We start from the raw sequence: 18,112 nt of genomic DNA, 5'->3' as shown, positions 1-18,112 counted from the left end.
CCCATGAAAACCCGACGGGAATTTCCCCTCAGACGCGCCGCCCTGTCGGTCGTGGTTGCGGCGGCCTTCCCCGCCCAGTCCTTCGCCGCCGGCTCGGCCGGCGTCGCCCAGTTCATCGCCGGCGACGTCAACGTGCTGCGCACCAACGGCAAGGCTGAGCCCCTGGCCAAGGGCAAGCCGCTGGAGAGCGGCGAATCCATACTGACGGGCCCGGCCGGCCGTGCCCAGGTGCGGTTTTCCGACGGCGGCCTGGTGTCCCTGCAGCCCAATACCGAGTTCAAGATCGCCAACTATGTCGACGAGGCCGACCCCAAGCAGGACCGCTTCCTGGTCGACCTGCTGCGCGGCAGCATGCGCGCCATCACCGGCCTGATCGGCAAGCGCAACCGCGAGAACTACAAGGTCACCACCACCACGGCCACCATAGGCATACGCGGCTCAGGCTTCAGCGTGGGCTACAACCCCGACGGCTCCCTGGGCATCACGACCGAGCTGGACGCCATCGAGGTCTGCAACGCAGGCGGCTGCGTGGGCCTGACGGCCGGCGAGTCGGTGCGGGTCATCAACAGCTCCGAAGCACCGGTTCGCACCAATGTGCGGGCCAATGTGCCTACGCCCGCACCGGAACGCGAGCCGGTCACCGTGGGCGACAAGGTCGACGACAAGGGCACACCCACCGTTGTCCCTCCCCCTCCTCCACCCCCTCCCAAGCAGACGCCCGTCACACCGGCGCCCGTCAAACAGGTGTTCACCGACCTGGCCGCGGCGGTTGCGTTCACCGACAGCACGACGACCAGCTCGGTGGTCGAAAGCTACTACCCCGAGGCCGGCACCGCCGTGCTGACCAGCTTTCTGAGCGGCAAGCCTATCGACTTCGACAGCATAGACAGCCGCGACGTCCGGACCCAGTTCCGCAGCACGCCCGGCCTCACCAGCATGGAAAAGGGCGCGCTGGGCGTGCCGTCCGATCCCGACTTCGTCGGCTGGGGCAGCTGGGTGACGGGGCAAAAAATCGTGTCGGGCTCGACCACCGCGATTGAATCCGTTCACTTCGTGATGGGCCGGCCGACGCCGACGGCCCAGATGCCGGCCGACAACATGCAGGGCACTTACCAGCTGGCCGGCGGCACCGCTTTCTCCAGCCTGCTGGGCGCGGGCCAGCTTGTCGGCGGTTCGCTGGTCGCCAACTTCGGCGCCTACAGCCCGGGCCAGGGCTATGGCAGCCTGGACCTCACCACGCGCTTCGGCGGCAACGACTACGGCATCAGCAGCAACGTCGACATCAACAACTCGAAAATCACCAACACCTCGGGCACCAATGTCACCGGCTTTTTCACCGGCAACAATGCCAGCCGCGCCGCGCTGGTCTACAGCGCCCCGTCGGTAACCGGCACGGGCCCCAGCACCGGCCAGGTTTCAGGCGCGGCCGTTTTCCAGCAGACCAACCTGGTCCTGAGACCGCCGCTCTGAGCAGGGCCGCCCCCGTAGCTCCCCCACAGCAGCCCAGTGCGAACCGCCAAAAAATACCCGGAGAAACCACCATGACCCCGCATATCAAGCTCCAACACACCGCCCTGGCCATGGCGCTGGCCGCCATTTACCCGCTGCAGGCTTTTGCCGCGCCTTCCGCCGGCGTGGCCCAGTTCATCTCCGGCGATGTCAACGTGCGCCGCGCGGACGGCGCCACCACGGCATTGGTCAAAGGCAAGGACATCGAAAGCGGCCAGGCCATACTGACCGGCGCCAGCGGGCGCGCGCAAGTGCGCTTCACCGACGGCGGCCTGGTGTCCCTGCAGCCCAACACCGAATTCAAGGTGGCCAACTATGTCGACAAGGCCGATCCCAAGGAAGACCGTTTCCTGGTTGACCTGCTGCGCGGCAGCATGCGCGCCATCACCGGCCTGATCGGCAAGCGCAACCGCGAAAACTACAAGGTCACCACCACCACGGCCACCATAGGCATACGCGGCTCCGGCTTCAATGTGGGCTACAACCCCGACGGTTCGCTGGGCGTCACGACCGAGCTGGATGCCATCGAGGTCTGCAACGCCGGCGGCTGCGTGGGCCTGACGGCCGGCGAATCGGTGCGGGTCGTCAACAGCACGGATGCGCCCGTGCGCACCAACGTGCGGGCCAATGTTCCCACGCCCGCACCGGAACGCGAGCCGGTCACCGTGGGCGACAAGGTCGACGACAAGGGCAAACCCGAGCTGGTCAAGTCCGTTGGGCCCGTAACGCCAACCCCCCCCACGCCGTCCGCGCCTCCCCCACCGCCCCCGCCACCCGACCCCAACACCGGCACCTTCACCAACCTGACGGCTGTCGCCCACTACCACTTTCCGCCGGTCACCTCCGACCCCAACGGCAGCTTCACCGGCCCGGTGGCGTCCGCCTCCGTCGTGATGAACACCGGCAAGGTCAGCGAATTCGAGTCGTCAGGCAACGTCTTCACGCCCACCGTCAATACTGCGGCCGGCTCATTCGGCTCCATGGCCAACAACGACTTCATCGGCTGGGGCAACTGGGCCAGCGGCTCCAAGAACGGTGCCACCAACCTGGCCCAGCTGCACTACATCGTGGGCCAGGCCACGCCGGTCCTGCCCACCACCGTGGGCATCTCCAGCTACACCCTGATCGGCGGTTCGGCACCCACGTCCTACACCGGCACCAGCGGAACGCTCAACAGCGCGACCTTCTCGGTCAACTTCGACCCGGTCCAGGCCGGAGGGCCCATGCTCAGCGTGAACATCAACACCTCCTTCGGCAACGTGGTGGAAAACTTTGTCTACTTCTCGAGCTCCAGCTTTGCCAGCGGCAGCGGCGCCGTCAAGGGCATGTTCACCGGCTCGAACGCCAACCGCGCCGGCCTGGTCTACACCGGCAGCTTGTCGCCCGCCGGCTCGTATTCCGGCACTGCGATCTTCCAGGCGCCTTAAGAAGCCGCAGCAGATTCGAGGTAGAAAGCGATCTCGCGCTGCGTGGCCTCGGGGCCATGCACGGCCAGCGCCTGCGCCCTGCCCGCCTCGCCCATCCGCCGGCACAGCCCGGCGTCGCCCGCCAGCCGCGTCACCGCGTCATAGGCCTCCTCCTGGGACTGGACCAGCAGGCCCGACACCGTGTGTTCCATGACTTCGGCATAACCGCCGCGGGCATGGGCCACCACCGGCAACCCAGCCGCCATGGCCTCCACCACCACCCGGCCGTAGGCCTCCGTGGAAGCCCCCGTGCGGTAGAAGAAGGCGTCAAGCGAGCGGTAAAAATCGGCCGCGCTTTCAGCACCGGCCGGCAGCAGCTCAATCCCCTCGGCACCTTGCAATGCATCCGCCAGGCAAGTGCCGCCCATGATGCGCAGCTTGAAGCCGCGGCTGGCCAGCATGCGGTAGAGCGCCGGGTCTTGCGGATGGTGTTTGTCCGGCGCGTCGCGGCTGACGCGGCCCACGGTAAAAGGCCGGTCCGCTGCCCGCGCGAAACGCTCATCCGCCACCGCGAGAAAAGGCTGCAGGTCCATCAGGCTGCGCGCAATGCGGCCGGGCAGGCCCACGCTGAGCTGCAGCATCCTGGAGACGAACACCAGCTCCGGGTCCAGGCCCGTGCTGTCGCGCAAGGCCTCCATCGCGGCAAACAGCTGCGCGTGGTTGGCCAGGTTGTAGAACAGGATGATTTTTTCAAAACCGGCGTACTTGAGCCAGATGCCGGGCCGCATGTGCACGCCGGCGATCAGCAAGGTGCCGCCCCGGGGAAACTGCTGGGCAAAGGGCTGTATGGTCGCGATGCCCTGCCCCGCGTAGGCCGGATGCGGCGGCACGTCGGACCAGAGCTTGACCGGCCGGCGGCCCTCCAGCAGGCGGCGTATGTCCAGCAGCTCGCGTTCCGCGCCGGTAAAGGCCTCGCTGAAACGTCCGAGCAGGTGCAGGGTGGTGGGCTGTGCGGAGGGAGCATTCATGCTGCGCCGATTATCCCTGCGATCCCTCGTTGACCAGGGGGCCGCTGCCACATAATCCGGGCTATGCACAACACGCCTGCGAGCGCTCCCGAAGACAGCCAAAGCTGGATGCAGCGCGGCGCGCAGCTGCATGCCGAGGGCCGGCTCGAGCAGGCCCTGATCGCGTTTGAGCAGGCCCTGGCGCTGGCACCCGATGACGTCAACGCCGCCTCGGCCTGCGCCACGCTGCTGTCCGCGCTCTCCCGGCCCGCGGCCGCCTACAAGGCGCTGCTCTCGGTCGAGGCCGCGCTGCTGCAGACCGCCGACGGCGCGGCCAACCTGGCCATCGCCGCCGAAAGCTGCGGCGACCTGGCCCGCGCCAGCATGGCCTACCAGCGCGCGCTGGCGCTGGACCCCTTGCATGCGCGCGCCCTCAACAACGTCGGGCTGATGGCCGCCGCGCAGGGCCAGTGGGAGGCCGCGCTGGCCTGCGCCCGCAAATGCCTGGCGCAAGACCCCGGCCACGCGCCCTACCACGTCAACCTCAGCGACTACCTGTGCGGCGCCCGGCGCTACCCCGAGGCGCTGGCCGCGCTCGAAGCGGCGGCCCTGCGCTTTCCGCACGACCTGGACATACGCATACGCGGCGCGGCCGTGCTGGCCTTCAATGGCGACTTCGACGCATCCCGCGAAGCCAGCCAGCGCTTTGATGCCGACACCCTGGCTTACTTTCGCGACTTCCTGGGCCGCGCCATCGCACCGGCCTACCTGGACCACAAGCTGCGGCTGCCGCAGGGCGAGCTCCCCGACGCCCGGCAGCTTTACTGCGGCCAGGTCTATGAGGCCATGACGGTCTGCGACTGGCGGGAGAACGAACGCCTCACGGCCACGCTGCGCCAGATGCTGGACGAATGCCTGCGCACCGGCCGGCGCCGCGACTGGCGCGACGCGCAGTTCTACGGCCTGATGCTGGACATGGACGAGAACGAGCTCGCCCAGGTGCGCAATGTCTCGGTCGCGAAAATCAGCGAAAGCGTGAAAACGGCCCTGCCGCCCTTCGCGCGCCGCGCCGCGCCGGTGGGCCGGCGCGACGAGCGCATCCAGGTCGGCATGGCGGTACAAAGCCTGCGCGACGAGCGCCATGCCCACGCGCTCAAACGCCAGCTCGCGCTGCACGACAGCAGCCGCTTTGCCATCCATGTCTACTCGCCCACGCGGCACCCGGAGCTTGCACACGCCGAGATGCTCAAGCCGCATGCCGCCAGCGTCACCGAGATCGCCCATATGTCGGACGTCGAGGCCGCCGGCCGCATGCGCCTGGACCAGCTCGACCTGTTTGTCGACATGGCCTTCGACACCGCCTGGTGCCGGCCCGAGATACCCGAGCTGCGCGTCGCGCCCGTGCAGCTGCGCCAGCTCACCTGGCACCGCCACAACCCGCCAAGGCCCTGCGACTACAACATGTCCGACCGCTTTGTGCACCCCGACGGGCTGGACCTCGCGCCCTACGGCGCCGTCGTGCGCCTGCCGCACAGCTGCTGGCTGGCCGCCCATGACGAGACGCCGGAACCCGGCTGGGACAGCCGCGAGCAAGCCGGCCTGCCGGCCGACGCGCTGGTGCTGTGCGCCACCGTGCCCTCGGTCATGCTGGACCCCGCCAGCTTCGCCGCCTGGATGAAAATCCTGCGCTCGCTGCCCGATGCGGTGCTGTGGCTGCCTGCCTACAGCCTGGCCATCGCCGCCAACCTGGTGCGCGAGGCCAATGCCACCGGCGTGCATGAAAGCCGCCTCATCTTTACCCACAGGCTCACGCGCGCCCAGTCCCTGGCCTGCCTCCGGCATGCCGACCTGTTCCTGGACACCTTGCGCTTTAACGCCAACCTGGGCCTGGAAGACGCCTTGCGCATGGGGGTTCCGGCTCTCAGCTGCGCCGGCGAGAGCATGGCTTCGCGCCTGGGCGGCAGCATCATTCGCGCGGCGGGTTTGCCGCAATGCGTGATGGAGAGCCGGCCGGCTTATGTGGCCGAAGCCCTGCGCCTGGGACGCGACCCGCAGGCCCTGCAACAGCTGCGGCAAAGCCTGCAGGCGGGCAAGGCCGCGGCGCCGCTGTTTGACCTGCCGGCACGCGTGCGCGAATGGGAATCGGCCTGGGCCGCGATGGCCGAGCGCTCACGCGCCGGGCTGCCGCCCACGGCCTTTGATGTGGCTCCGGCCTAAACAGCCGGCTTGCCGGCCGGCACGGGCAGCTCACACACCTCGCCCGTGGGCGCCAGGCCGGCCTGGGCCTTGGCTTCAGCGATGCCCACAGCGCGCGGCAAGGCCACCTGGTTTTTCACCGCCGTGAGCTCGGCCAGGATGGAAATCGCGATCTCGGGTGGCGTCTTGCTGCCGATATACAGGCCTATGGGGCCGTGCAGCTTGCCCAGTTCCTCTTCAGTCATGTCAAAGTGCTCGGCCAGGCGCTCGCGGCGGCGCTGGTTGTTCAGGCGCGAACCGATCGCGCCCACGTAAAAAGCCGGCGAGCGCAGCGCCTCCATCAGCGCCAGGTCGTCCAGCTTGGGGTCGTGCGTGAGCGCGATCACCGCGCAGCGCGCGTCCAGCTTCATGGCCTGCACCACGTCGTCGGGCATGCCGGTGGCCAGCTCCACGCCGTCGACCTGCCAGCTGTCCCGGTATTCCTCGCGCGGGTCGCACACCGTCACGGCGTAGTCCATGCCCTGGGCGATCTGCGCCACAAAACGCGAGAGCTGCCCCGCGCCAATGATCAGCAAACGCCAGCGCGGCCCGTGCAGGGTCACCAGCGCGGCTTCGGACACCTGCATGGACTGGCTGGGCTGGGCCGTGCCCAAGGTGACCGCGCCGGTATGCAGGTCCAGCCGGCGCGCCACCAGCTCGCCGGCCTGCAAGCGCCGCAGCAGCTCGTCCACCTGGCTGGCCGCCGACAGCGGCTCTATGGCCAACTCTATGGTGCCGCCGCAAGGCAGGCCGAAGCGGCGTGCCTCGTCGGCCGAAACGCCGTAAGTGACGATGGCCGGCCGCGCGCGGTCCAGGCCCTCGCGGCGCGCCCGGTCAATCATGTCGTCCTCAATGCAGCCGCCCGAGACCGAACCCACCACCCGGCCGTCTTCACAGATCGCCAGCATGGAGCCTTCGGGCCGTGGGCTGGAGCCCCAGGTCTTGAGCACGGTCACCAGCTCGCAGCGCAGGCCCGCGGCCAGCCACTGCGAGGAGGTTTTCAGAACTTCGAGGTCTATGTTGTCCATGCGCCGGATGCTAGCAGCCCGTGCCCATTTACGCCTCGGCCCATCGCCAATTCCCTCATGCCTTGGCCAGGTTGTCGTTCAGCGGCAGCGTGCGCACCCGCTTTCCGGTGGCCGCGAACACCGCATTGGCCACCGCCGGCGCCACCAGCGCCGTCGCCGGCTCGCCGATGCCGCCGGGCTTTTCGGTGCTGGGCACCAGCGTAATGTCCATCACCGGTGCTTCGTGCATGCGCAGCACCGGGTAGTCGCCGAAATTGCTCTGCTGCACCCAGCCCTTGTCCAGCGTGATCTGGTTGTTCAGCGCCGCCGACAGGCCGAAGACGATGCTGGACTGGATCTGCGCCTGCACCGTGTCGGGATTGACCATGCGGCCCAGGTCGGCCACCACCGTGATCTTGTGCACCGTGACCTGGTTGTCCTTGACCGACACCTCGGCCACCTGGGCCATATAGGTGTCGTAGCCCTCCATCAGCGCGATGCCGCGGCTGCGGCCGGCCGGCGCCGGCGTGCCCCAGCCGGACTTGTCGGCCGCGAGTTTGAGCACATTGGCAAAACGCGGCTGCTTCTCGAGCAGCGACATGCGGTAGGCATACGGGTCCTTGCCCGCGGCCAGCGCCATTTCGTCCACAAAACTCTCGTTGGCAAAGGCATTGAGCGCATGGCTCACCGAGCGCCAGTAGCCCACGCGCAGCCCGCTGTCGTGGATCACCAGGTCGTACTGGGTGTTCGGGATGTCGTAAGGCATGACGCCGGCCTCGGCCATGAACGGGTCCAGCGTGTCCTTGGGCAGGCCGAAGGCGCGCTGCGTGATGGACTGCGACGTCACCTTGAAGGTGAGCGCCACCGGCTTGCCGTCGGCCCCCAGGCCGGCCGAAAGCTGGTTGACCGCCATGGGCCGGTAAAAGTCGTGCGTGGTGTCGTCCTCGCGGCTCCAGAGCAGCTTGACCGGCTTGCCCACGGCCTTGGAGATCTGCGCCGCCTGCACGATAAAGTCCAGCTCCAGCCGCCGGCCGAAGCCGCCGCCCAGAAAGGTGGTCTTCAGCGTGATGTCCTCGGGCTTGATGCCCAGCGCCGCGGCCACGCTGCCTTCTGCGCCCTGCTGGAACTGCGTCGGGCCTATCAGCAGGATTTTGCCGTTCCTGTAGTCGGCCGTGAAGTTCATGGGCTCCAGCGTGGCATGCGCCAGCAGCGGCGACACGTACTCGGCCTTCAGCGTCTTGGCCGCGCCCTTCATCGCGCCGGCGGCATCGCCCTTGGGCGCCACGATGGGAATCGGCTTGCCGCTGTCGGCCGCCTTGCGTATGCCGTCCAGCATGCTGGCATTGCTGATGGCCGCGACCGGGCCTTCGTCCCACTGCACCGTCAGCGCCTGGCGCGCCTTGAAAGCATGCCAGTAGCTGTCGGCCACCACCGCCACGCCGTCGGGAATCTGCACCACGTCGATCACGCCGGGCATGGCCTTGGCCTTGGCGGCGTCAAAGCTGGTGACCTTGCCGCCTATCACCGGGCATTGCTGCAGGCTGGCATACACCATGCCCGGCAGCTTCACGTCGATGCCGAACTCCGCCGTGCCGTTGACCTTCATTGGCGTGTCCAGCCGCTTGGTGGGCTTGCCGACCACGGTGAAGTCCTTCGGGTCCTTGAGCGCCACCTTCTCGGGCACCGGCAGTTTGGACGCAGCCTCGGCCAGCGAACCGTAAGTCGCCTTCTTGCCCTTGGGGCCTATGACCATGCCGTTCTCGGCCTTGAGCGTCGAAGCGTCCACATTCCATTTGGCCGCCGCCGCGGAGACCAGCATGCTGCGCACCTGGGCGCCGGCAATGCGCAGCTTCTCCCAGCCGTCGCGCACCGAGGTCGAACCGCCGGTGATCTGCGCGCCCAGCAAGGCATTGGTGTAGACCTTGCCCGGCGGCGCGATCGCGACCTTGACCTTGCGGATGTCGACGTTGAGCTCCTCGGCGATCAGCATGGGCATGGAGGTGTAGACGCCCTGCCCCATCTCGGAGCGGGCCGAGATCAGCGTGATGGTGTTGTCGTCAGCAATGTGTACCCAGGCATTCGGGGTGTACAGCGTGCCGGCGGCCTGCACGGCCGAGGGCACGCCCAGCGTGACGCCCAGCATCAGCCCGCTGCCCGCGACGGTCAGGGCCGATGAGGTCTTGAGGAAGCTGCGGCGATCAAGGGAGACCAGTGTGTTGGTAGTCATGATCGTTCTCCTCAGGCTTTGCGCATGGTGGAAGCGGCATCCTTGATCGCCGCCTTGATGCGCGGGTAGGTGCCGCAGCGGCAGATATTGCCGCTCATCGCGGCGTCGATGTCGGCGTCGCTCGGGTTCTTGTTGGCCGTGAGCAGGGCCGCCGCGCTCATCAGCTGGCCCGACTGGCAGTAGCCGCACTGCGGCACGTCATGCTTGATCCACGCCACCTGCAGCGGGTGCGTGTTGTTGCGCGACAGGCTTTCAATTGTCGCCACCTTCTGCCCCGCCGCCGCCGACAGCGGCGTCTGGCAGGAGCGCACAGGATTGCCGTTGAGGTGCACGGTGCAGGCGCCGCACAGCGCCGCGCCGCAGCCGAACTTGGTGCCGGTCATGCCCAGCTCATCGCGTATCACCCACAGCAGGGGTGTGTCGGGTTCGGCATTGACGGAAACGGCCCGGCCGTTCACGTTGAGTTTGGTTGTCATCTGGAGTCCCCTTTTTTGGAATATGGCAGGGCCCCCAGAAATCAGTCAGCTACTACCCGAGGGCCTTGCGCGACTGATGCTACGACCGGGCACAAGGGGGTATCCGGGTAGAAACCCTTGGCTGAAACAAAGTGTCGAGAAGTTTTCTCAAGATGAGACATCCGAGTAACTTGTACAACCCGATTCTTTAGTCAGGCCAAGCTAGCGTACCCACATTAACTTAGCTCTCAGAAGATGAGCCTTTTCTGAATTTCCCTCGGATAGTCAACAAGATCAAAGCAACGATGCCCAGCGACCCGAGCGCCTGAGTAAGAGAAATCAGGTACACCAGAAGAGAGTTCAGCTCGACTAGCCCCTTTTCAGAAAAGAGTGCTAATGGATTAAATGCATTTTGCAAAGCCAATGCGACTCCCGGAAATCTCTCAATTGATCCTGAAGCTTTCACCTTGATGAAATTTGCTCCCAAAACTTGGAACGCTGTAGCAAACAAGGCATTCCATCCAAAAAAAACTACAACTGCTCGAGAAATCGACTGTCCATAGCCAGATACAAAATCCTGCACCCACGAAATCGCCACTTCCACAGGGTCTGCTTTGGATATATAGCGCTCAGCGCGCTGCTCAAGGGCGTAAAAAACAATTTCCTGTCGAGAATCCTTTTGTTGCCCAAAATGTCCTTTGAGTACCCGATACGCAGCAACATCAACCGAATCGCATTTTGGATTCCAAATTGCTCCAGCTGCGTCGAAGGTACAACTTAAAAATCTGGTGTTCTGGTGCAATTTCGCTCCATGAAAGTCAGGTGCCTTTCGAAAGCTGCATCTTGTGAACGAGGTAGGCTTTCCGAATGATGAGTTCAAAAACAGTGCGGGCTCATCTGAGAAATCGCATCGACTAAACGATACTTTCCCTTTCAATGTCGCGGATGTTAGGCCGATTTTTGCAATGAGGCAGTCTGAGAATCGAATGTCTTCGTTTATCGTCCAACCGTTCAACACCATGCTATCAACTAGGCAACTGGACACTACCAGTTCCCCACCTAGGGTAGTGCCGGGATTGCTAAAAATCGATACCTTGCCTCGACCTGAAGACGAACGCGACCCATCGTCTGAGGATGCAATATAGAGCCCACCGCTTAGAACACTACCTTTTTCGAATATCAATAAACTCCCATTTGGTAGACAGCTAATGGCAACCTTCTTGAGGTTGGCACCCTCAAACATTAATTCGACGACTCCCTCCGTCGACAAATTGAAATCTCCATCAAAGGAAGTTGCCCGGGCCCTTACTTTTAGACCACTTGCCTTCGCGTCAACATCTCCGACAACTTGCAGTCCTGATAGCTCTGCTTGGATTTGAGGTTTATCCAATTCCATCCATTCAAAACAATCTATACACATCTGCAGCTTTGAGCACCCCTCTAAATAGCTCTTAACGACGTTTGCGCGTGTATTCAAAATTACTGTTTGACCATGCCGATTCGAACGAGCACTGATAAAACTATGCGTACTCGCGGTGTCAGTTGATCGAGCGATGAGATCAGCCAAAAGAGACTGCCCCTTCTCTTCAGCAATTTCCTTAACTCTTTTCGGTGTGATGCTTTGCGGAAATTGTTGATTGGGAAAGCCCATAAAGGCCAAGAGGTCGTTGTCGCCAGGCCTATTGGCAAGTTTTAGCTCTAACAGTTCGGACATCTAGCGCTTTCTTTGTGTGAACTAACTTAAGGCCACCCGATCCCGAATCTGCTGCAGCGCCGCCGGGTCATCCATGGTCGTCAAGTCCCCCGGGTCCCTGCCCTCGCACACCGCCTGGATCGCACGCCGCAGCATCTTGCCGCTGCGGGTTTTGGGCAGGGCCGATACGAAGTGCACACGCGCCGGCCTTGCGACAGCGCCCAGGTCGCCGTCCACGCGTTTCATGATTTCGCCTTCGAGCTTCATCGCCGCCGCGTTGTCGGTGAGCGCACTCGAATCCTTGGGCACGGCAAACGCCATGGCGACCTGGCCCTTGAGCGGGTCGGCCACGCCGATCACCGCCACCTCGGCGACGCCGGCATGGCCTGAAATGCTTTCCTCGATCTCGCGCGTGCCCAGGCGGTGGCCGGCGACGTTGATCACGTCGTCGGTACGGCCCAGGATGAAAAAGTAGCCGTCCTCGTCGCGTATGCCCCAGTCAAAGGTGGAATACACCATCTTGCCGGGCACGCTCTTCCAGTAGGTGTTGACGAAGCGCGCGTCGTCCTTCCAGATGGTCTGCATAAAACCCGGCGGTGTCGGGCCTTCGATGACGACCACGCCTTTTTCATTGGGCTGGGTCAGCTCCTCACCGGTAGACTCGTGCAGTATCTTGACCTTGTAGCCGTACATGGGCACGCCGGGGCTGCCGAAGCGGCTGGGCTTTTTTTCGACGGCATTGGCGATGGTGATGATGGGCCAGCCTGATTCGGTCTGCCAGTAGTTGTCGATGATGGGCACGTTGAGCCCTTCGCTGATCCAGCGCGCCGTGGGTTCGTCCAGCGGCTCGCCGGCCAGGAAGAAGGCGCGCAGGCTGGAGAGGTCGTGTTTTTTGAGCAGGCCCGGGTCCTGCTTTTTGAGCACGCGCACCGCGGTGGGCGCGCTGAACATGCCGGTCACCTTGTATTTCTCGACCAGGCTCCACCAGATCGCGGCGTTGGGCTGCTGGTCCATGCCTTGTGTGGGCAGGCCTTCGTACATGATGGTGGCCATGCCGGCGATCAGCGGGCCGTAGACGATGTAGCTGTGGCCGACCACCCAGCCAATGTCGCTGGTCGAAAAATAGGTCTCGCCGGCGCGGCCGTCGAAGATGTGTTTCATGCTGGCGGCCAGCGCCACCGCATAACCACCGGTGTCGCGCTGCACGCCCTTGGGCTTGCCGGTGGTACCGCTGGTGTAAATGGTGTAGCTGATGGCGCTGGAATCCAGCCATTCGCAGTGCACCTGGGCGTGCATGTACTTGGCGCGCAGGGTTTCCCAATGCAGGTCGCGGCCGGCCACCATGGGCATGGGCGCCAGGCCGCGGTCCACCAGCAGCACGGCTTCGGGCTGGTGTTTCGCCAGGCGAATCGCTTCGTCAAGCAGCGGCTTGTAGGCCACGACTTTGCCACCGCGCGAGCCGGCGTCTGCGCTGATGATGACGCGCGGCGTGGCATCGTCGATGCGCGAGGCCAGCGATCCGCTGGCAAAACCGCCGAACACCACGCAATGGATGGCGCCTATGCGCGCGCAGGCCAGCATGGCAAAGGCGGCCTCGGGGATCATGGGCATGTAGATCAGCACACGGTCGCCTTTGACCACGCCCATGGTCAGCAGGCTGGCGGCCATGCGCTGCACCTCGGCATGCAGTTCGCGGAAGCTGTAGGTTTTTTCGGCACCGGTTTCGCTGGAGACGTAGATCAGCGCGGCCTGGTCGGGCCGATCCTTGAGGTGCCTGTCGACCGCGTTGTGGCACAGATTGGTTTGCCCGCCCTCAAACCACTGAACAAAAGGCGGCTTGTCGTCGTTGCAGACGCGGGTGAAGGGCTTGTGCCAGTCGATCAATTTCGCCTGCTCGGTCCAGAAGGCCTCGGGCTGCTCTATGGACTGGCGGTAAAAGTCTGCGTAACTCGTCATGTCTTGTCTCCGTTTTATTTTTGGGATTCTTCAGATTTTGACGACCACACGGCCGCGCACTTTGCCTGACATCAAGTCGGCCGCTTTTTCGGCGGCACGGGCCAGCGGCACCTCCTCGACCATGGCTTCCAGTTTGGCCGGGTCCAGGTCGCGGGCCAAGCGCTCCCAGGCTTGCTGGCGCTTTGCCAGCGGCGCCATCACGCTGTCTATGCCGCACAGCGTCACGCCGCGCAGGATGAAGGGCATCACCGTCGCCGGGAAATCCGCGCCCTGGGCGAGACCGCAGGCCGTCACCACGCCGCCGTAGCGCGTCTGCGCGCAGGCATTGGCCAGGGTGTGCGAGCCTACGGCGTCGACCACCGCGGCCCAACGTTCTTTTTGCAGCGGCTTGCCGGGCGCCGAGAGCTCGGCCCTGTCCATCACACTGCTGGCACCCAGCTGCTTCAAGTAAGCCTCTTCGCTGGCCTTGCCGGTGGCAGCCACCACGCTGTAGCCCAGCTTGCCGAGCAAGGCCACCGCCACGCTGCCCACGCCGCCGGTAGCGCCCGTGACCAGCACCTCGCCGTCATTGGGCTTAATGCCGTGCGCCTCCAGCGCCAGCACGCTGAGCATGGCGGTATAACCGGCCGTGCCTATGGCCATGGCCTGGCGAGTGGTGAAGGCCGCCGGCAGCTTGACCAGCCAGTCGCCCTGCAGGCGCGCGCGTTCGGCCATCAAACCCCAGCGCGTTTCACCCAGGCCCCAGCCGTTGTGCACAAACCGGTCGCCGGCCTTCCAACCCGCGTGGGTGGATTCGAGCACCGTGCCTGCGCCGTCAATGCCCGCGACCATGGGCCAGCTGCGCACCACCGGCCCCTTGTTGGTGATGGCCAGGCCGTCCTTGTAATTGAGGGTGGAATATTCGACCTGCACCAGCACGTCGCCGGCGGGAAGCTGGGCTTCATCGGTGTCGGCCATGGCGGCCGAAAACCCGGCCTCGGACTTGCTGAGCAAAAGGGACTTGAACACGGTGTTGTCTCCAGAGGGTTGCTTCTCTTAGGGCCAGAAACGCTGAGAAACCAGCAAAACTGAATTCTTAATTATGGATAACGGGCTTTCAGGAGGCTGACGAGCACCCACAGCTCCTGTTCAACAGCTCAAGATCCGGCTGAAGAGGCGAGGACTTGTTTCACAGGGCGCCCCCACATTAATTGATGATTTTGCCCATGCCATTCTCTACGCGGGCCCTCAGTTGTTGAATGAACTCCGGGTCATACGGCTCCCAGGATTGAAGCTCGCCCACCACTTTTAAAGGCAGCTTGCTTCGATAGGACCGCGTCGGGTTACCCGGGAACTTCTTGTCGGTCACGTTGGGATCGTTCTCAAACTCCCCCGTGGGTTCAACGACGTAGACACGCGGCCCGCCGCTGCCTTTGGCTATTTCCGCGGCAAGCCCCGCGCCTTTGGCGATGGCCGTGAAATAAATGTGATTCATCACGACGCTTTCGTCGTAATTCGACGTAAAGCCTGGCCTCAGTAAATCGCCTGGCTGCAATTGGGCTTTCGTGCCATGGAAAAAAGGGCCGGAGTCTAAAGCTGCCATGGGTTGTTAAGGGAAAACGGGGGCGATGCTGAGGGTGCCTGACGAAGATGACCAGGCCACCACCGTTTGCGGCAAAGCCGCCCACTGCTGTAGTGGGTCCGTGTCGATTGGCGTTTTAAAGCGCATGCCTCTATTCGCCAGGTGTCTTTGCAATCGCCGGGCTTGCCGCGTCGGAGCGCGCCGCCAGAATGGAAGCCCAGAGTATGCTTGCGCCAAATAGCACGGCGAGGGCTACATAGGCCACGTCATTTCCCCGATGCCTTGTGAATGGGGGGCCAATTTCAAAGACTGTTCCCTCGAATACAAATTTCAGGAACAGAGCGAAGAATGGCGAAGACCACGCGGCACCGATCAGAACAATCGAAGCGAACCTGACCTTGGCACTTCTTGATGCCGCAACGACGCAGCCAAGAACGACGCTCGCGACCGCAACTGCACCAAACCAGGAAAGTAAAAATGCGCCGAGCGAAGTCATAGTCTCAAATGCGCTAATTAGCGTAATTTAATCTGCAAACCCTGCGATACAACTTGGCGGCTGCGGTTTAACTTGGACATCGAACCCTCCCGGAACCCTCTTGTTTATTGGCATTGCAGCAAATACGCCGCATTTTTATGCCGGTATCAATAAGCCCATGAAACCCGGCACCCCTCCGCTGCAGTCCATCTGCCTGCTTGATCAGCTGAGGGAGCAGGATACGGTACCTGCACTATAGCGTCAGCCCCAAGAAGCTTGAGGTGCGCGGACTACAGTTTTTTCATCCGCTGCCATGGCGCTTGGCATCAGCCGGCCCCGATTGGACAACATCAACCAGCCCACACGCCACAGCGCACTCCCCTTCGGGCTATGCGCCGGCCGGAAACCGGACCAGCGGATAAAGCAGCAATACCGCCGCGGCCAGCGCCGCCAGCGTGCGCACATGGTTCCACATCGTCCAGCCGGCCACATAGCCGCGCCAGAAGCCGGCGGCCTCGGCGCTGGCCGCATCCTGCCGCGCCAGCGCGTTGTTGCGCGGGACATTAAAGGCCATGGTCACGCCGAAGGTGCCCAGTAAATAAAGAAGGCTGCCCGCCCCCAGGCAGAAGGCGCCGGGCGCCTGCCAGTGCCAGAGGGCGACCAGTACCAGCACGGCGCACACCAGGGCCGTGCCCATGAACAGGCCCAGGAAACCGGGATTGAGCACCACCACATTGATGGACTGCATGGCCGCGATACCCGAGGCCGGTGCCACGCGGGCCAGGGCCTTCATTACAAAGTTGGAAAACGCCAGGAAGATGCCGGCAATCAGCGCGCTGCCCAGGGCCGCGAGCAAGGTCAGGGCAAACAGCAGGACGTGGGTGGATGGCATGGGCCCTCGCAGGTCGGTGCGGAATTGGAGGGCTTACTGTACTGCCGCCCGGCCACGGCGGCAATCCACGCGCGACGCGCCTGCAAACTATCGCGCGACGCCCGCCTCGGCCATCGCCTTTTGCATCGCGGCTTTCATTTTTTCCATCAGCTGCGGCATGCGCGCCTGCATGGCGAGGGCGGACTTCTGCATGACAAGAGGCATTTTGTCGACAAAGGCAGCGCCGGCCGGGCTGCGGTAAAAGGCAATCAGCCCGTCGATCTCCTCCTGGGTGAAAGTCTCCTGGTAGATGCTGATGTACATCGACCGCATCCGGCTCCATGAAAGGTCTTCTTTCATGACGATGGAGAACTCCCTGCGCGCAGCGTCGATCATCCGTTGTTGCTCCGGCGAGAGTTGCCGGCCACCCAGCATTTGCCCCAGCGCCTGGCCCATCATCTGGTCAACCTGGCCGTGCATGCCAGCGATGAGCGCCTCGGTTTTGGTCACGGTGAGAAGTGTGTTGATGGACTCGGTCGACGCAGGCGCCGCAGAGCAGGCGATGGAGGCGGACAGCAGCAGGGAAAGAAGGAATGAGTTACGCATGGCGAATGGGTAGGTGAAGGAGTGTTGGGACGGTGCGGAACATGCGAGTTTTAGCAGTGAATGAACGGCTCAGTCAATCAAGGATGAACTGGATCGGTTGGATAGACCACGAATCCACGGCACGGCCCGACCGGGTTCGTGCGGGGTTGAATTTGAACTTCTTCATGCCCGCCACCGCAGCCGCGTCCAGTCTGTCAAAGCCTGAACTTTTCTGAAGCTGCACCTCGCCGGGGTCGCCGCTGGCCAGCACCTGCACCCGCAAGGTCACGCGGCCCTGCTCCCCAAGGCGCCTGGAGATGGTGGGGTATCCAGGCCTGGGCGAATTTGCCTGACTCGCGGGCTGCACAATCTCGTCCGAGCCGGAGGCACAGCTCGCCACAAGCATCAAAAGAACCAGCCATGACAAGCGCATGGCATAAGCAAGCACGAAGCCGGCCTGCCTCACTTCACCAACCCCAGCACATCCTTGAAGGCCTCATGCTCAGCCGTGCGCAGCCACTCGAACGCCACCATCTCGGTGGTCACCAGTTCGGCGCCGTTGCCAGCCAGCCGGTCAAAGGCCGCGTCGCGGTTGCGTTCGCTGCGCGAGCTGCAGGCATCGGTCACCACCCAGACATCGAACTCTTCCTCGAGCAGGTCAAGCGCGGTCTGCAGCAGGCAGACATGGGCTTCGCAGCCGGCAATGACGATGGTACTTCGGCCCTCTTCCGGCTCGGGCGCGGGTTTTTGCAGGTGTTTGGGCAGGCTGCGCGCATTGCGGCCCTGGCTGGGCTGGCGCACCGGCGGGCGCAGCAGGTCGGACAGGCCGTCGGCCACGGCGCTGAAGGACATCTTGTCCAGCACGCGGCCGCCGGCGGCGGCGATGGCGGCCTGGACTTCGGGCACCAGAGGGCCCAGGCTGCCGGGATTTTCGGCCGTGCCCCAGACCGGCACTTCGAGCAGCCTGGCCATGCGGGCCAGCTTCACGGCATTGGCCAGCACCAGGCTGTTCTCAAAAATGGCGGGCATGAGGCGGGACTGGTAGTCCACCAGCACCAGTTGGGAGTCGTCGGCGTCGAGCAGCATGGAGGGGTTCCTGGAAATAATTGGGGAATGGTGGTTAAT

Annotated in this window: 16 protein-coding genes; 3 read left to right on the top strand and 13 right to left on the bottom strand. The window is 63.9% G+C overall.

Annotated features, from left to right (window positions below; genetic code table 11):
- The first annotated feature begins 3 nt into the window (after nucleotides 1-3).
- Both ACEN9P_RS21680 and ACEN9P_RS21675 read left to right on the top strand, forming a co-directional pair.
- Nucleotides 4-1,470, top strand: coding sequence for a FecR family protein (locus ACEN9P_RS21680; protein ID WP_495620432.1), 1,467 nt, complete (start codon nucleotides 4-6; stop codon nucleotides 1,468-1,470).
- 71 nt (nucleotides 1,471-1,541) lie between these two features.
- The gene (locus ACEN9P_RS21675) at nucleotides 1,542-2,936 is read left to right on the top strand and encodes a FecR family protein (RefSeq protein ID WP_495620431.1); all 1,395 of its coding nucleotides are present in this window, start codon (nucleotides 1,542-1,544) and stop codon (nucleotides 2,934-2,936) included.
- On the opposite strand, the gene ACEN9P_RS21670 is transcribed toward ACEN9P_RS21675, so the two are convergent.
- The gene (locus ACEN9P_RS21670) at nucleotides 2,933-3,943 is read right to left on the bottom strand and encodes a glycosyltransferase family 4 protein (protein ID WP_495620430.1); all 1,011 of its coding nucleotides are present in this window, start codon (nucleotides 3,941-3,943) and stop codon (nucleotides 2,933-2,935) included. The genes ACEN9P_RS21675 and ACEN9P_RS21670 overlap by 4 nt on opposite strands.
- 63 nt (nucleotides 3,944-4,006) lie before the next feature.
- Between ACEN9P_RS21670 and ACEN9P_RS21665 the strand changes: the two genes are divergently transcribed.
- Nucleotides 4,007-6,139, top strand: coding sequence for an O-linked N-acetylglucosamine transferase, SPINDLY family protein (locus tag ACEN9P_RS21665; RefSeq protein ID WP_495620429.1), 2,133 nt, complete (start codon nucleotides 4,007-4,009; stop codon nucleotides 6,137-6,139).
- On the opposite strand, the gene ACEN9P_RS21660 is transcribed toward ACEN9P_RS21665, so the two are convergent.
- The 12 genes from ACEN9P_RS21660 to ACEN9P_RS21605 all read right to left on the bottom strand — a co-directional run bounded on the left by ACEN9P_RS21660 (nucleotide 6,136) and on the right by ACEN9P_RS21605 (nucleotide 18,073).
- Nucleotides 6,136-7,185, bottom strand: a complete 1,050-nt coding sequence (locus ACEN9P_RS21660; RefSeq protein ID WP_495620428.1) for an XdhC family protein — start codon at nucleotides 7,183-7,185, stop codon at nucleotides 6,136-6,138. The two genes, ACEN9P_RS21665 and ACEN9P_RS21660, sit on opposite strands and share 4 nt — an antisense overlap.
- A gap of 55 nt (nucleotides 7,186-7,240) precedes the next feature.
- Nucleotides 7,241-9,391 (bottom strand): xanthine dehydrogenase family protein molybdopterin-binding subunit, encoded by a 2,151-nt coding sequence (locus ACEN9P_RS21655; RefSeq protein ID WP_495620427.1) that lies wholly within the window; start codon nucleotides 9,389-9,391, stop codon nucleotides 7,241-7,243.
- An 11-nt stretch (nucleotides 9,392-9,402) separates the two neighbouring features.
- A complete protein-coding gene (locus ACEN9P_RS21650; protein ID WP_477661633.1) occupies nucleotides 9,403-9,867 on the bottom strand; it encodes a (2Fe-2S)-binding protein in 465 nt (154 codons plus the stop codon).
- Nucleotides 9,868-10,087: 220 nt separating this feature from the next.
- Nucleotides 10,088-11,560 carry a pentapeptide repeat-containing protein gene (locus ACEN9P_RS21645; RefSeq protein ID WP_495620426.1) on the bottom strand — a complete coding sequence of 491 codons (1,473 nt, stop codon included), beginning with the start codon at nucleotides 11,558-11,560 and terminating at the stop codon, nucleotides 10,088-10,090.
- A gap of 21 nt (nucleotides 11,561-11,581) precedes the next feature.
- Nucleotides 11,582-13,495, bottom strand: a complete 1,914-nt coding sequence (locus ACEN9P_RS21640; RefSeq protein WP_495620425.1) for a propionate--CoA ligase — start codon at nucleotides 13,493-13,495, stop codon at nucleotides 11,582-11,584.
- 30 nt (nucleotides 13,496-13,525) lie between these two features.
- Nucleotides 13,526-14,452: an acrylyl-CoA reductase (NADPH) gene (gene acuI, locus ACEN9P_RS21635; RefSeq protein ID WP_495622214.1), complete on the bottom strand. Its 927-nt coding sequence runs from the start codon at nucleotides 14,450-14,452 to the stop codon at nucleotides 13,526-13,528.
- Between the two features lie 229 nt (nucleotides 14,453-14,681).
- Nucleotides 14,682-15,077 (bottom strand): NAD(+)--rifampin ADP-ribosyltransferase, encoded by a 396-nt coding sequence (arr, locus tag ACEN9P_RS21630; protein ID WP_495620424.1) that lies wholly within the window; start codon nucleotides 15,075-15,077, stop codon nucleotides 14,682-14,684.
- 130 nt (nucleotides 15,078-15,207) lie between these two features.
- A complete protein-coding gene (locus ACEN9P_RS21625) occupies nucleotides 15,208-15,552 on the bottom strand; it encodes a hypothetical protein (protein WP_477661626.1) in 345 nt (114 codons plus the stop codon).
- Nucleotides 15,553-15,919: 367 nt separating this feature from the next.
- Complete coding sequence (locus ACEN9P_RS21620) at nucleotides 15,920-16,423, bottom strand: anthrone oxygenase family protein (RefSeq protein WP_495620423.1); 504 nt, start codon at nucleotides 16,421-16,423, stop codon at nucleotides 15,920-15,922.
- 87 nt (nucleotides 16,424-16,510) lie between these two features.
- Nucleotides 16,511-16,912, bottom strand: coding sequence for a DUF2059 domain-containing protein (locus ACEN9P_RS21615; RefSeq protein ID WP_477661624.1), 402 nt, complete (start codon nucleotides 16,910-16,912; stop codon nucleotides 16,511-16,513).
- 169 nt (nucleotides 16,913-17,081) lie between these two features.
- The gene (locus tag ACEN9P_RS21610; RefSeq protein ID WP_477661623.1) at nucleotides 17,082-17,435 is read right to left on the bottom strand and encodes an energy transducer TonB; all 354 of its coding nucleotides are present in this window, start codon (nucleotides 17,433-17,435) and stop codon (nucleotides 17,082-17,084) included.
- A 14-nt stretch (nucleotides 17,436-17,449) separates the two neighbouring features.
- Nucleotides 17,450-18,073 carry an isochorismatase family protein gene (locus tag ACEN9P_RS21605; protein ID WP_495620422.1) on the bottom strand — a complete coding sequence of 208 codons (624 nt, stop codon included), beginning with the start codon at nucleotides 18,071-18,073 and terminating at the stop codon, nucleotides 17,450-17,452.
- Nucleotides 18,074-18,112: the final 39 nt, after the last annotated feature.

Source organism: Polaromonas sp. Polasp52, from assembly GCF_059491565.1.
The sequence above is the reverse complement of the archived record's forward strand: the minus strand, read 5'-3'. Positions and strand labels throughout refer to the sequence as shown.

Excerpts from the sequence above, each read along its gene's own strand:
- ACEN9P_RS21680 (WP_495620432.1), top strand. The coding sequence starts at position 4 with ATGAAAACCCGACGGGAATTTCCCCTCAGACGCGCCGCCCTGTCGGTC.
- ACEN9P_RS21675 (WP_495620431.1), top strand. The coding sequence starts at position 1,542 with ATGACCCCGCATATCAAGCTCCAACACACCGCCCTGGCCATGGCGCTG.
- ACEN9P_RS21670 (WP_495620430.1), bottom strand. The coding sequence starts at position 3,943 with ATGAATGCTCCCTCCGCACAGCCCACCACCCTGCACCTGCTCGGACGT.
- ACEN9P_RS21665 (WP_495620429.1), top strand. The coding sequence starts at position 4,007 with ATGCACAACACGCCTGCGAGCGCTCCCGAAGACAGCCAAAGCTGGATG.
- ACEN9P_RS21660 (WP_495620428.1), bottom strand. The coding sequence starts at position 7,185 with ATGGACAACATAGACCTCGAAGTTCTGAAAACCTCCTCGCAGTGGCTG.
- ACEN9P_RS21655 (WP_495620427.1), bottom strand. The coding sequence starts at position 9,391 with ATGACTACCAACACACTGGTCTCCCTTGATCGCCGCAGCTTCCTCAAG.
- ACEN9P_RS21650 (WP_477661633.1), bottom strand. The coding sequence starts at position 9,867 with ATGACAACCAAACTCAACGTGAACGGCCGGGCCGTTTCCGTCAATGCC.
- ACEN9P_RS21645 (WP_495620426.1), bottom strand. The coding sequence starts at position 11,560 with ATGTCCGAACTGTTAGAGCTAAAACTTGCCAATAGGCCTGGCGACAAC.
- ACEN9P_RS21640 (WP_495620425.1), bottom strand. The coding sequence starts at position 13,495 with ATGACGAGTTACGCAGACTTTTACCGCCAGTCCATAGAGCAGCCCGAG.
- acuI (WP_495622214.1), bottom strand. The coding sequence starts at position 14,452 with ATGGCCGACACCGATGAAGCCCAGCTTCCCGCCGGCGACGTGCTGGTG.
- arr (WP_495620424.1), bottom strand. The coding sequence starts at position 15,077 with ATGGCAGCTTTAGACTCCGGCCCTTTTTTCCATGGCACGAAAGCCCAA.
- ACEN9P_RS21625 (WP_477661626.1), bottom strand. The coding sequence starts at position 15,552 with ATGACTTCGCTCGGCGCATTTTTACTTTCCTGGTTTGGTGCAGTTGCG.
- ACEN9P_RS21620 (WP_495620423.1), bottom strand. The coding sequence starts at position 16,423 with ATGCCATCCACCCACGTCCTGCTGTTTGCCCTGACCTTGCTCGCGGCC.
- ACEN9P_RS21605 (WP_495620422.1), bottom strand. The coding sequence starts at position 18,073 with ATGCTGCTCGACGCCGACGACTCCCAACTGGTGCTGGTGGACTACCAG.